General features: G+C 63.6%; 11 protein-coding genes. 4 read left to right on the forward strand and 7 right to left on the reverse strand.

Annotated features, from left to right (window positions below):
* Positions 1-17: 17 nt before the first annotated feature.
* Both ccmB and ccmA read right to left on the reverse strand, forming a co-directional pair.
* Positions 18-695, reverse strand: a complete 678-nt coding sequence (ccmB, locus tag ACIPZ8_RS11785) for a heme exporter protein CcmB (RefSeq protein WP_013973563.1) — start codon at positions 693-695, stop codon at positions 18-20.
* Positions 683-1,315 carry a cytochrome c biogenesis heme-transporting ATPase CcmA gene (gene ccmA / locus ACIPZ8_RS11790; RefSeq protein WP_400722952.1) on the reverse strand — a complete coding sequence of 211 codons (633 nt, stop codon included), beginning with the start codon at positions 1,313-1,315 and terminating at the stop codon, positions 683-685. Before ccmA ends, ccmB begins: the two co-directional genes overlap by 13 nt.
* Positions 1,316-1,447: 132 nt before the next feature.
* Here ccmA and ACIPZ8_RS11795 point away from each other — a divergent pair, with 132 nt between their 5' ends.
* The 4 genes from ACIPZ8_RS11795 to ACIPZ8_RS11810 all read left to right on the forward strand — a co-directional run bounded on the left by ACIPZ8_RS11795 (position 1,448) and on the right by ACIPZ8_RS11810 (position 9,091).
* A complete protein-coding gene (locus ACIPZ8_RS11795; protein WP_400722955.1) occupies positions 1,448-3,004 on the forward strand; it encodes a flagellar hook-length control protein FliK in 1,557 nt (518 codons plus the stop codon).
* Positions 3,001-3,342 (forward strand): EscU/YscU/HrcU family type III secretion system export apparatus switch protein, encoded by a 342-nt coding sequence (locus ACIPZ8_RS11800; RefSeq protein ID WP_400722958.1) that lies wholly within the window; start codon positions 3,001-3,003, stop codon positions 3,340-3,342. The genes ACIPZ8_RS11795 and ACIPZ8_RS11800 overlap by 4 nt, the downstream gene beginning before the upstream one ends.
* A 70-nt stretch (positions 3,343-3,412) precedes the next feature.
* Positions 3,413-6,169 carry a dermonecrotic toxin domain-containing protein gene (locus ACIPZ8_RS11805; protein WP_400722961.1) on the forward strand — a complete coding sequence of 919 codons (2,757 nt, stop codon included), beginning with the start codon at positions 3,413-3,415 and terminating at the stop codon, positions 6,167-6,169.
* Positions 6,170-6,241: 72 nt separating this feature from the next.
* A complete protein-coding gene (locus ACIPZ8_RS11810; protein ID WP_400722964.1) occupies positions 6,242-9,091 on the forward strand; it encodes a dermonecrotic toxin domain-containing protein in 2,850 nt (949 codons plus the stop codon).
* 62 nt (positions 9,092-9,153) lie between these two features.
* Here ACIPZ8_RS11810 and ACIPZ8_RS11815 read toward each other — a convergent pair whose 3' ends face one another.
* From ACIPZ8_RS11815 to motD, 5 genes are all read right to left on the reverse strand, one after another.
* Positions 9,154-9,549, reverse strand: coding sequence for a DUF2802 domain-containing protein (locus ACIPZ8_RS11815; protein WP_400722967.1), 396 nt, complete (start codon positions 9,547-9,549; stop codon positions 9,154-9,156).
* Between the two features lies 1 nt (position 9,550).
* Positions 9,551-10,030: a chemotaxis protein CheW gene (locus tag ACIPZ8_RS11820; RefSeq protein ID WP_016393802.1), complete on the reverse strand. Its 480-nt coding sequence runs from the start codon at positions 10,028-10,030 to the stop codon at positions 9,551-9,553.
* A gap of 43 nt (positions 10,031-10,073) precedes the next feature.
* Positions 10,074-10,958 carry a chemotaxis protein CheW gene (locus ACIPZ8_RS11825; protein ID WP_400722970.1) on the reverse strand — a complete coding sequence of 295 codons (885 nt, stop codon included), beginning with the start codon at positions 10,956-10,958 and terminating at the stop codon, positions 10,074-10,076.
* Positions 10,955-11,746: a ParA family protein gene (locus tag ACIPZ8_RS11830; protein ID WP_400722973.1), complete on the reverse strand. Its 792-nt coding sequence runs from the start codon at positions 11,744-11,746 to the stop codon at positions 10,955-10,957. Before ACIPZ8_RS11830 ends, ACIPZ8_RS11825 begins: the two co-directional genes overlap by 4 nt.
* A 67-nt stretch (positions 11,747-11,813) precedes the next feature.
* Positions 11,814-12,671 carry a flagellar motor protein MotD gene (gene motD / locus ACIPZ8_RS11835; RefSeq protein WP_400722976.1) on the reverse strand — a complete coding sequence of 286 codons (858 nt, stop codon included), beginning with the start codon at positions 12,669-12,671 and terminating at the stop codon, positions 11,814-11,816.
* Positions 12,672-12,674: the final 3 nt, after the last annotated feature.

Consider the following 12,674-nt stretch of genomic DNA (forward strand, 5'->3'; position numbering starts at 1 on the left):
TGAGAGCCCGGGACTCGTTATTCGCCGACGCTGATCTTCAGGCCGGCCGCTATCGCAAAGGGCGCCAGGGTGACCGCCAGGGCCGTCAGGCTGGCGAGCCAGAGCAGATGGCCGGTGGCAGGCATATTTTGCAATGCCGCCTGCAGCGCACCACTGCCCAGGATCAATACAGGGATATACAACGGCAGAATCAGCAACGCCAGTAACAAACCTCCGCGCTTGAGACCGACCGTCAGCGCAGCGCCAACGGCACCCAGCAAGCTCAACACCGGCGTGCCCAGCAGCAGCGAGCCGAGCAGCACCGGCAGGCAGTGGCTGGGCAAGCCCAGCATCAGCGCCAGCAATGGCGCCAACAATACCAGCGCCAGCCCGGAAAAGATCCAGTGTGCCAGCACCTTGGCCAGCACCAGCAGGGCCAGCGGGTGCGGCGACAGCACCCACTGCTCCAGCGAACCGTCCTCGAAATCGCTGCGGAACAGGCCGTCGAGCGACAGCAGCACGGCCAGCAAGGCCGCGACCCAGACCAGCCCAGGCGACAAGGTTTGCAACAATTGGCTTTCCGGGCCCACCGCCAGCGGGAACAGCGCCACGACGATGGCGAAGAACACCAGCGGGTTGGCCAGCTCCGCCGGGCGGCGGAACAGCAGGCGCGCTTCACGGCGCAGCAACAGGATGAATACGCTCATGCCGCCCATTGCCCCAGATTGAGTTCCCGGTAGCCGGACGGTTTGCGCTCCAGCGTGTGGTGCGTGGTCAGCACCACCGTGCCGCCCTGTTCGCAGTGGCTGGCCAGGTGTGCTTCGAGCTGCGCCACGCCCTGTTTGTCGAGGGCGGTGAAAGGTTCGTCGAGGATCCACAGCGGCGGGCTGTCCAGGTGCAGCCGGGCCAGGGCCACGCGGCGCTGCTGGCCAGCGGACAGGGTATGGCAGGGAACATCTTCGAAACCGCGCAGGCCGACCGCTTCGAGTGCCGACCAGATGGCTTCAGGGGTGGCCGGTTGGTGCAGCGCACAGAGCCAGGTGAGGTTTTCCTCCGCCGTGAGCAGATCCTTGATACCGGCAGCGTGGCCGATCCACAACAGGATGCTGGCCAGGGCGTGGCGCTGTTCGCCGAGCGGTTGGCCACCCAGCAGGATCTGCCCGGCAGTCGGCTGCATCAGCCCGGCCAGCAGGCGCAGCAGGCTGGTCTTGCCGCTGCCGTTGGGGCCGCTGATCTGCAGCATGTCGCCGGGGCGCAGCTCGAAATCGAGGTGCTCGAACAACAGGCGCCAGTCGCGCTCGCAGGCCAGGCCCACGGCTTGGAGGTGAAGGGTCACGGATTCGCCTTATCTATATGCTTCTCAAGTCGCCCAACTCGCTGCCGTTATACTGGCAGTGACAGGCGGCAGGCATTATTACATGTGCTGCCACGCTGCCAAGAGGGCGGGCTCCACAGGTTGTATACAATCATGACTGAAATCAATAGTCTCGGCGCACAAACCGCCATCAATCCGCAGGCGATCAAGGCCCAGCTGACCGGTGAGCTGCTCAACCTGACCCAGGCCCAACCCGGCCTGCTCAAACCCGGCGAAACCGCCCAGGCCGAAGTGCTGGCGATGCGCCAGAGCGGCGGTACCTTCCAGCTGGTGTTACAGGTGATCCAGGCCAGCGGCAGCCAGACCCAGGTCCAGGCCACTGCCAGCCAGCCGCTCGCGCAGGGCAGCCAGTTCACCGTCAGCCAGCCTGAAAGCAATCGTCTGGCCGTCATGGTGCAGCAAGCCAGCGCCAGCAACATCGCCACCCTCACCCAGCTCGACACCAGCAAGGTGCCGGTCGGCACCCTGCTGCAGGGCAAGGTTCTGACCAACCAGCCACTCATGTCGAGCCTGGGCGAAGCGGCCAGCTTCCGTTCGCTGGTCAGCCTGCTCAACACGGCCCAGGCCGGCGCAACGCTGACCATCGACAGCCCACGCCCGCTGCCAATCGGCAGCCTGCTCAGCGCCCTGGTGCAAGGTGACCAGTCGCTGCGCTTCGTGCCGCTCAGCGGTCGCCAGGAACAATTGAACATTGCCCAGCAACTGCTGACTCAGCAAGGTCGCCAGGCGTCCCTGCCCGGCCTGCTCGGTGCGCTGCAGCAGATTGCCAACAGCCCGGGCAGCGACGGCGAACTGCGCAGCACCGCCAACAGCCTGCTGGCCAACCTGCCGGATGCCCGTCAACTCAGTGACGGCAAGGCGCTTGCCCAGGCCCTGAACAACAGCGGCGCCTTCCTCGAAGCCAAGCTGCTCGGCGGCCTTGGCGCCAGCGTGGTCACTGACCTCAAGGCGCAACTGGTCAGGCTGGTGGCGCAGGCATCGGTGAACGCGCCCGCCAGCCCGGTAATCGCCTCCACCACCCTGGCGCAGGCACTGCCAGCCATGGCCCGCAGTGCGCTGGGCATGCTCGACCGGGTCAGCCCGAGGACACCACCAGGCGCATTCCCGTTGCCCTCCCGGCTGTTGCAGGCGATGGAAAACGAAGGTGACCTGCAACAACTGCTGCGTCTGGCCGCCGCCGCCATCTCGCGCCTGCAGAGCCACGCCCTGAGCAGCCTGCAACAGTCCGGCACGCTGGATAACGGCAACCTGCAGACCACCTGGCAGACCGAGATCCCAGTGCGCCACGGCCAGGAATTCATCCCACTGCAGGTCAAGCTACAGCGCGAAGAAACCCCGGAACAGCAGGCCGAGCGCCAACGCGAGCAGCAAGACCCGCTGCAGGCACTATGGCGGATCGAGCTGGCCTTTGATCTCGCCCCGCTGGGCCCGCTGCAGGTCCAGGCACAACTGGCTCAAGGGCACCTGTCCGGCCAGCTGTGGGCCGAGCGCGAGCAGACCGCGCGGCTGATCGACAGCCAACTCGGTGCCCTGCGCGAACGCCTGCTGGCCCGCGGCCTGGAAGTCGGTGACCTGGAATGCCACTCCGGCATTCCACCTCAGGGCCCGCGCACGCGGGTGGAACAACGCTGGGTGGATGAAACCGCATGACCAACAAACAACCGCGCCAGGCCATCGCCCTCAATTACGATGGCCAGCAGGCCCCCACACTGACCGCCAAGGGCGACGACGAGCTGGCCGAAGCCATCCTGGCCCTGGCCCGCGAGCACGAAGTGCCGATCTATGAGAACGCCGAGCTGGTGCGCCTGCTGGCCCGCCTGGAGCTTGGCGAACAGATCCCCGAAGCCCTCTACCTGACCATCGCCGAAATCATTGCCTTCGCCTGGCAACTGCGTGGCAAGGTTCCGGTCGGCTTCAGCGACGAGCCCGCCACCGAACGCGACATCACGCCCGACCCATTGCGCCTGCCCCCAGGCCGCCCCCTGTAGATATCTAACGCAGCCAGCGAGCCCAGACGTCGCAGCCTTGCCAGTTCCTCAACCGAGCAAGGTGAATTCCATGTCTGCCAGCAGAATCAACGCCAGCGGCGTGCAGTACGTCCGCGACCACTTGAGCAACCTGCCACGCCCCGATCGCGAGGCCAACCGGCGGATCCGCCAGTGGCTGGCCCAGCGCGGCCTCGACCTCGACCCCGACCAGATCGATGTCGTCACCCTGCATTACCGCGCGGATGGCCCGCGCGCCTACCTGGCGGCAGTGACCCAGCGCCAGAGCCTGGCACAGGCGCTGCTGGGCAATTGGCAAGGTGAATCCAGCAACGACCTGCTCGACGCCCTGATCAAGCCCTCTTGGGCCGGTACCCTGCCCGACGGCCCGTTGCGCATGGTCGAAACCTTGCCGGCGCCAGCCTTCAACCACTATGGCGCGGCCCACGAAGTGTTCAATGGCCTGTTCCGGCGAACCGAGCCCGCCCGTTACGACGCCTCGACGCACCTTCCGATAGCCGCCGAGGCGTTTCAGCAGTTCATCGCGACGCTGGACTTCCACACGCCGTTCAAAGCCATGCTGGATGATTACTGGCGCAACCACCTGCACAGCTACCGATTGTCCAGCAAGCTCAATTTCATCGCCGCCTGCAACCTGCAGGTCGCACAAGGCAGCCTCAGCGATGCCGGACGCCAACTGGCCTGGCGTGCCGCCGACCTGCTGCCGCGTGGCCAGGACCTGCGCCTGAGCACCCTGAACATCTATGGCTACGCCGCAACCGACCTGTTGTACATCAACGACGCCAGTAGCGATCTGACCCTGCTGTACGCCCCAGGCAACAGCGCTCCGCTGTTGGAGTTCGCCAGCGAGACGCTGCTCAAGGACTGGGTTGGCCAACAATGCAAGGCGCCCGCCAGTCGCCAGGCCCTCAGGCAGCACTTCAGACTGGCCGACGGCCCCCAGGGCCTGGACTTCAGTGGCCTCGATACCGCCCTGGAAGGCTTGGGCGAGTATCCCCGCAGGCATCGTTTACCACCTGAGCACGGCTTTTTCAACGACGATGGCACCTGGTCGCCCCGCAACTATGTCAACTATCGGCCTGGCAAGTACAACCCCAGAATCGCTGGCGACCTGTTCCAGGCCCTGGCTGAGCGGCAGCGCCAGCGCAGCTACGACGATGCCGACTTCATCATCACCACCGACAGTGACGTCACCAAGGCACGTTGGCGCACCTACCTGAACACCACGCTCAACCTGATAGCGCCGCTGAGCCTTGTGGTACCTGGCCTGGCACCGCTGCTGGCGCTTGGCGGTATCGCCCAGCTCGGCCTTGGGCTGGACCAGGCCATCAATGGCAAGGGCCTGCAAGACAGGCAAGACGGCTTGGCCGACATCGCCTGGGGCCTGCTCAATGCCGTGCCGCTGATCGTGCACGGGGTTGCCCGCAGCAAGGTACTGTTCGAAAGCAAGAGCGACCGTTTCGTAGTGCCAAGCCGCCTCAACGATCAACTCGGCTACCCGCTCAGCCCGCTTTCACCGCCACACCTGCCAGACGTCGATATCGCGCCGTACTTCCACATCCCTGACCCCATCCCGCCATTGCCGGAAGGCGATCAGGCCGTGGCCGACTCGGTGATACGGGTCCCTCGCTACGATGGCACACCCGATAACCTCGACGCGCGTATCGATACCTACAACGTACGCGTCATCTACGACATGGAGCGAGATGCATTCATTCAGGAAAACGCGCTCAATGAAGTCGACCCGGTTGCCTATATAGCCCGCCCTGGCAGCCACGATCTGGTCCCGGCAGCTGCCGGTCGAGAAGTCAGCAACGCCACACGCGTGCGTACCCTTCGGGCGCTGGGCGTCGACTTGCCACTGCCGGTCGATTTTCCGTTGGCGGCGGACGAGGGCAGCCAGGCAATCCCGAAAACGATCTCCTGCCTTTGGGTTGGCGACAAGGTGATCAGCCCGTCGCTCATCGCCAACCTGGCCAGCAACGCCGCACGTGCCAACGACAGCGCCTACACCCTGCGCTTGTTTCTTTCCGCCGCGTCGCCATCGGCCTATGCCGAAAACCTGCGTCTCCTGGCCGAGCAGGCCCCTGCCCTGCAGGTTCTGCCGCTGGAAGAGCAAACCTTCTTTCGAAGCTTCCGGCAAAGCAGATACTACGGCCAGTACCAGGCCGCGCTGGACGGCAACGGCGGACTGGCAAGCAACTATGCCTCAGCCTCCGATGTGCTGCGCTACCCCATGCTGCACCATGAAGGTGGGCTGTACATGGACGTGGATGACTACCTGCTGGCGCAGGGTGAGCCGCCACTGGTAGTCAACGGGCAGGCCATCGGCAACCCGGGTGAAACGCTCGATCAGGTCGCGCTGGTCAGCGCAGCAGATGGGCTGCTGCTGCCGCCGCCGATGTCCAACGAGAAAATGAGCATGAACTGCCTCTACAACACCAGCGTGATCGGCAGCCATGCCGGTAACCCGACACTCGAGGCAATTTCCGAAGAAATGCTTTCCCGCTACCAGGCCAACCTGGACTTTTACGACAGCAAACCAAGCCTGGCGCAAGACCCTGCTGGCTTCTATCGCTACGCCAAGCGCCTGAGCTACCTGACCGGGCCAGACTTGCTCTCCAGCGTTGTCGATCAACGCCTGCCGGCCCTGCGCACCCTGCGCCAGATCATGAACCTGTACAACATGCCGCGAATCCACGCATGGCAGCACGTCAACATCGACCATTACAACCAGGCACTGCGCAACCTGTTGCCGCTTAACCGCACGGTCAGAGTCGGTGCCAACCATTCCTGGGCCACGGCCTGACTACATACATACCCCATGGGCCGTGGGGCCTGCACCCATCATGCAGGCCCCACGACTATGGCAGGTCAGCCCATGACGACTCAATTGCACCCTTGCGCCATCCAGCACGCGCGCGACCATCTCACCCAGATCCCCCGCCCCGATCGGCTCAGCCTCGAAAAGACAAAGGCGTGGGCGCAGGCTCAAGGCGCGGATTTCGACCCGGAAACCACGCTGGCAGTGACCTTGCACTACAAGCCCAACCCCGAGGGAGGCTGGATGGCTCAGGTGGTCGAGCAGATACCGCTTGCGCAGGCGGTACTTTCCAAGTGGCAGGAGCAGCCCGACAATTTGCTGCACGTTCCGCCAGGCACCTTGAGCGCCCTCAATTTTCTCGGCCTGCTGCGCGACTGGAGCCTGCCGCAGGAGCGCTGGTCCGAGGCTTTCGCCCAGGCGCAGGTGCAGATCGTCGATGAACTGCCAAAGGGCGGCCTGTTCGGCACGCTCGACGATTACGCCGTGTATCAAGGGCTGTTCCGCAAGTCGCAGCCCATGCAGTACTCCCGCGAAACCCAGGTCGCCACGGATACCCAAGCGTTTCAGACGTTCATCTGGGCGCTGGATCTGCACGATGAGTACATCGCTCAACTCGACAACTACTGGCAACACGCGTTCGACGACTACACCACACTGGCCCAGGTCAACTTTCTCGCAGCCTGCAACAGGCAGGTCGAAGAAGGCAGCCTGAGCGAGGCCGGTTGCGCGCTGGCCTGGCGCTCGGCTGGCATCGCCAGCGCGGGAGAACCATCAATGGGTGATGAACGCCCGTTCGAAGCACGCATGCTGAATGTCTATGGCTATGTGGCCACCGACATCCCGTGCCTCACCGATCAGGACTCGGGACTGACCTTGCTGTACATCCCTGGCAACTCATCGCCGCTACACGAGTTCGAAAACGCCGACGCGATGAAAGCCTGGCTGGTGGAACAGTGCAAGGACGCCGAAAAGCGCAAGGCACTGATGGCGCACTTTCGTCTCCAGGACTTGTCGACCGGGGTCAACTTCACAGGGCTGGAGGATACGCTCAAAGGGCTCGCCAATTACCGGGGGCCGCGTTTCGTGCATGTTAGCAACCTGATCATTCCAGCCCGCGGCTGGTCCACCGACTACATCAACTACAAGACCGACGAATACAGCCCTTTGATAAGCGAGGGTCTGTTCGGTCATATTGCCACGCGGCAAAAACTGCGCAGTTATGAAGATACACAGTTCCTGATCACGACCAACAGCGATGTCATCAAGGCGAAATGGCGCGGTTATCTGAACCTGACGATTACCCTGCTTGCCCCACTGACGCTGGTCGTGCCTGGGCTGGGATGGGTGGTTGCCATAGGCGGCATCGCTCAGCTTGGCTTGGGGCTGGATGAAGTCATCAATGGCAAGAACCTGGAGGAGAAGGTCGATGGCGCCGTGAATGCAGCGTTCGGCGCACTATGTGCCCTGCCGTTGGCTGCCAATGCCTGGAGCGCCAGCAAGCAGATCTTCCAGACTCAATTCGATGGATTCGTCGCCCCCGAAAGAGTCAATGGGCAGATCGGCTACCCGCTCAGCCCGATACGGGCACCCAGGACGCGCTGGACCGGTCACAACTTCGAGACATTCTTCGAGCAACCGGTCCCGGTCGAACCGCTGCCGGCACCCGCGCCCCAAATGCTGATCAGCCGCCAGACCACCCATGTCGGCATGGACACGCTCGTGGACACGAGCAACCCGGCAACGCATTGGGTGTATGAGCTCGAAACGGACGCCTTTGTAAAAACAAGCGATCTTGAACAGCACTCACCCGAACGCTACATCGCCCAGAATTCCCGCTTGCGTGTCTACCGGCCAGAAATCAACGGCCCACGTGTGGTGACGGACGCCATGCGCGAAAGCACGCTGCGCACCCTCGGCATAGAAATAAGCCTGCCCATCGAAGTACCGAGGGTGCCTGAGGTAAACCAGGTAGATATTCCCAAGCGTGTGATGCACCTGTGGGTCAGCGACGATCTCCTTGCACCTGACATGCTCACCCGCATCGCCCGCAATTCCAGGCTGCTCAGGGATGCGGGTTATGGCCATTGCCTCTATCTGTCCGAACAGAACGCCGCAGCCTTCAACCAGAATGCCCGTGCCTTGGCGGTTGCCGCACCCAACCTGCAGGTACTGCCGCTCGAGCGACAAGGTTTTTTCGCCAACATGGGACACACCAGACGCTACTACGATGCCGCCATGCAAGGCCCTGCGCGAGGTTCATCCCACCTGACCGCCGCCACCGACATGCTGAAGTACCATGCGCTGCATGAGAATGGCGGCCTGTACATGGACATTGGCAACGACCTGCTGGCCCCCCCGGCCCACCCTTCGGCGGCAGGCATCACCAATGAAGCTTCACCCAGTGACTGGATTGGCAACATACCCCTGCGGACCACGCCCGATGGGCTATTGCTGGAGCAGCCTACATCGAACCCGTTCAAGGGGGTTCACCAGCAATACAACACCAGCGTGATCGGCAGCCATCCGGGCAACCCGACACTGATGAATGTGATTCGCAACATGGACCTTCAGCTGGATACGCGACCTGGCTTTTTCACGCAGAGCTCCCATTGGCCGGGCAAAGGCGCTCATGCCCCCAAGTATGCAACTTATGCCAGAGCGCTGAGCGAGCTCACCGGCATTGGCATGTTCAATCAGGCCGTGGACCAGAGCCTGCCCACCCTGCGACAGATGAAAAAGCTCTACAAACTGCTCAGCTGCCCATTGCTGAACGCGCCCACGTTGCTGGGGGCTGACCTGCAGCCTGTGTCGAACACAGAGCTGCAGACCACCCTGCAGTCGCTGTTTCGCGTTTCACGGGTCGTACGCGTCAACAACGGGTTCGGGTGGCGGAACCTGAATCACTGACCGTGCCAAATTGCGTACTGAAGCGGAAAACCAAAGGGCGCCCTCAGGCGCCCTTTGCTGTTTCATTCGCTGCGATGCAGCTTGCTCATCAGTTCCGCCTCGGCCTGGGTCAGGCCGCAGGTTTCCGTAAGCTCCGCCACACTGGCGCCCATGCCTACCAGCTTGGCGGCCTGGGTGAAGGTCACGCTGTTGGGGTCGCGCTGCTCCAGCTGATGGAGCTTTTCCGGCAGCGGTGCCACGGTCGCGCGCAGTTCATGGATGGCCTCACCCATGCGCACGGTCCCGTTCTGGTAGTCGTCCAGGCGCTTGGCCAGGTCCTTGATGCGCTGGTCGCGCAGGGCATCGCCCACGGCCTGCTGCGCCGCCAGTTCGCGCTGGCGCTTGCTGTAGTTGAGGAAGAACCACAGGCTCAAGGCCCACAGCAGCGCCAGAAAGATTACCGCCACCTCGAAGATCAACTCAGATGTTCTCCAGCTCGGACCACTCTTCCTCGGTCATCATCTTGTCCAGCTCGACCAGGATCAGCAGTTCGCCGTTCTTGTTGCACACGCCCTGGATGAACTTGGCCGACTCTTCGTTACCCACGTTCGGTGCCGTTTCGATTTCCGACTGGCGCAGGTACACCACCTCGGCAACACTGTCGACCAGGATGCCGACCACTTGCTTGTCCGCCTCGATGATGACGATACGGGTGTTGTCGGTCACATCCGACGGCATCAGGCCGAAGCGCTGGCGGGTGTCGATCACCGTCACCACGTTACCGCGCAGGTTGATGATGCCCAGCACGTAGCTTGGCGCGCCCGGCACCGGAGCGATCTCGGTGTAGCGCAGTACTTCCTGCACCTGCATGACGTTGATGCCGTAGGACTCGTTGTCCAGACGGAAGGTTACCCACTGCAGGATCGGATCTTCAGAACCTTGCGCAGACGACTTTTTCATTCCCCTAGCCCTCTAAATCCGCTGTTGGCGGTTGTGTTCGGTGTCATTTCTGTTTGCCATGCAACTGCTTGACCGCGCCACTGGCGATCAGCTCGGCCAGTTCGGCGACGTCGAGCAGTGCACACATGTGTTCGATGACCGTGCCAGCCAACCAGGGTCGCTGGCCACGCTGGCTGCGCCACTTGATCTCGGCGGGGTCCAGGCGCAGCGAGCGGCTGACCTGATGCACCGCCAGGCCCCATTCGTAGCCCTGCACGGAAATCACGTAATTCAGGCCCTGGCGGAAGTCGTCGCGGTAGCGGTCGGGCATGACCCAGCGCGCGGTATCCAGCACCTTGAGGTTGCCGGCCTGGCAGGTCAGGATGCCCAGAAACCAGTCCGGCTGGCCGAACAGCGGTGTCAGCTCCTGGCCTTCCAGGCTGTAGATCGAGCCCAGGCAAACCAGCGGCACCGCCAGGGTCAGCCCGGCGACGTCGAACAGCAGGCACTCGAACGGCTCGGCAGCCCAGGCCGGGCGGCCATCGACGCTGGCCGGCGGGGCCGGCGTGTCAGCCATGCCTGCCGCTGGCAGGTGTACTTCCACCAGGGGCGCAACCGGCTCCGGCGCCGGCACCTCGGTCAGCACCGGGATGCTGGCCTGCACCACCACTTCAGCCTCGACCACGGCCACCACCGGCTGCTCTACCGGCATCACGGCGGGCAGCACCTTCACCTGCGGCTCGGCGAACGGCCTGGCTGCGGGGGTTGGCTGGCGTGCGTCACGGGCCTGCTCTTCACGCACGGCGGCGGTGAATTCGTCGTTGGCCGTGGGCGCCTGGGCAGGCGTTGCCAGGTCGAGGATATCCTCGGCCTCGGTGGCCTCCTGCAACAGCCCATCAAGGTACGACTGCAGGGCCAGTTGTGGCTTGGTACCGACAGGCCGGTTCATGAAACCACCTGCGCGGCCGGCTTGTAGGTGAGCATGTGCTTGAGCAGTGCCCGGTAGGCGATCACGCCGCGACTCTTGCCATCGAACTGTGACGGCGTGACGCCATTGCGGCTGGCATCGCGCAGGCGCGTGTCGACCGGGATGTAGCCCTGCCACACCTGGTGTTCATAGGTATCGCGCAGCACCTTGAGGGTGCCCAGCGAAGCCTGGGTACGGCGGTCGAACAGGGTCGGCACGATCTGGTAGGGCAGCGCCTGCTTGCGCGAGCGGTTGACCATGGCCAAGGTGCCGATCATGCGCTCCAGGCCCTTCACCGCGAGGAATTCGGTCTGCACCGGGATCACCAGCTGCTGGCTGGCAGCCAGGGCGTTGACCATCAGCACGCCGAGCAAGGGCGGGCTGTCGATCAGCGCAAAGTCGAAATCCTGCCAAAGCTGCGCCAGACTCTTGGCGATCACCAGGCCCAGGCCACTCTGCCCCGGCGACTGACGCTCCAGCACCGCCAATGCGGTACTCGACGGCAGCAGCGAGATACGCTCATCGCTGGTGGGCAGCAACAACTGCCCCGGCAGGCCCTCGGGTACGCTGCCCTTGTGCAGGAACAGGTCGTAGCAGCTGTGCTCCAGGGCATCCGGGTTGTGCCCGAAATAGCTGGTCATCGAGCCATGCGGGTCGAGGTCGACGACGACCACGCGCTTGCCCGCCTCGGCCAGCAGGCCGGCCAGGGCGATGGTGGTCGTGGTCTTGCCTACGCCACCTTTTTGATTGGCTACTGCCCAGACTCTCATAGGACAACTCTTGTCTCATTGGTGTCGCCGGCTCCCACAGGGCATGCGGTGACGGAGAATTGACGGCTCACTTGGCCGTCGTCGCTGCTGGGGCTGGCGGTGCACTTTGTGTGCCAGCACGGCGCAACGCTGCATCCGGGGTCGCATTGGCACTGCCCGAGCCGGTCAGGCTGCGGCGCACTTCGAGGTTGCGGGAAATCACCAGCACGACCCGGCGATTGCGCGCACGCCCTTCGGCGGTGTCGTTGCTGGCCACCGGCTGGTACTCGCCATAGCCCACCGAGGCCATGCGCGCCGGGTTGACCCCTTCCATGGCCAGCAGGCGCACGATGCTCGCTGCCCGCGCCGCCGACAGTTCCCAGTTGGTCGGGTACTGCGCCGTGCGGATCGGCAGGTTGTCGGTGAAGCCCTCGACGTGCACCGGGTTGGCGAACGGTTTGAGGATGTTGCCGACCTTCTCGATGATGGCGAACGCCTGGTCACTGGGCATGGCATCGCCACTGCCGAACAGCAAGGACGAGTTGAGCTCGATCTCCACCCACAGCTCGTTGCCACGCACGGTCATCTGGTCGGACTTGATCAGGTCGCCGAAGGCATCGCGCACGTCGTCGCTGATGGTCTTCAGCGGGTCGACGTTGGTCTGGGCCAGGCCCGCATCGGTCTGCTCGCTGTCCTTGATCAAGGGTTCCGCGGGTTTCACGCTGAGCGGCTGTTCATCGCCGATCGGGATCGGCTTCATGCTCCGCTCAGGGTCGTTGAACACCCCGAGCAGCGCTTGCGAGATGACCTTGTACTTGCCCTCGTTGATCGAGGAGATCGAATACATGACCACGAAGAAGGCGAACAGCAAGGTGATGAAGTCGGCGTACGACACCAGCCAGCGTTCGTGATTCTCGTGCTCCTCGGTATGACGGCGACGGCGCATGGC

Origin of the sequence: Pseudomonas sp. NPDC089422 (genome assembly GCF_044749405.1) — a bacterium.
Classification (GTDB): domain Bacteria; phylum Pseudomonadota; class Gammaproteobacteria; order Pseudomonadales; family Pseudomonadaceae; genus Aquipseudomonas.

Bases quoted from the DNA above. Each gene is read 5' to 3' on its own strand.
- ccmB (WP_013973563.1), bottom strand. From the start codon at position 695: ATGGGCGGCATGAGCGTATTCATCCTGTTGCTGCGCCGTGAAGCGCGC.
- ACIPZ8_RS11795 (WP_400722955.1), top strand. From the start codon at position 1,448: ATGACTGAAATCAATAGTCTCGGCGCACAAACCGCCATCAATCCGCAG.
- ACIPZ8_RS11800 (WP_400722958.1), top strand. From the start codon at position 3,001: ATGACCAACAAACAACCGCGCCAGGCCATCGCCCTCAATTACGATGGC.
- ACIPZ8_RS11805 (WP_400722961.1), top strand. From the start codon at position 3,413: ATGTCTGCCAGCAGAATCAACGCCAGCGGCGTGCAGTACGTCCGCGAC.
- ACIPZ8_RS11810 (WP_400722964.1), top strand. From the start codon at position 6,242: ATGACGACTCAATTGCACCCTTGCGCCATCCAGCACGCGCGCGACCAT.
- ACIPZ8_RS11820 (WP_016393802.1), bottom strand. From the start codon at position 10,030: ATGAAAAAGTCGTCTGCGCAAGGTTCTGAAGATCCGATCCTGCAGTGG.
- ACIPZ8_RS11825 (WP_400722970.1), bottom strand. From the start codon at position 10,958: ATGAACCGGCCTGTCGGTACCAAGCCACAACTGGCCCTGCAGTCGTAC.
- ACIPZ8_RS11830 (WP_400722973.1), bottom strand. From the start codon at position 11,746: ATGAGAGTCTGGGCAGTAGCCAATCAAAAAGGTGGCGTAGGCAAGACC.
- motD (WP_400722976.1), bottom strand. From the start codon at position 12,671: ATGCGCCGTCGCCGTCATACCGAGGAGCACGAGAATCACGAACGCTGG.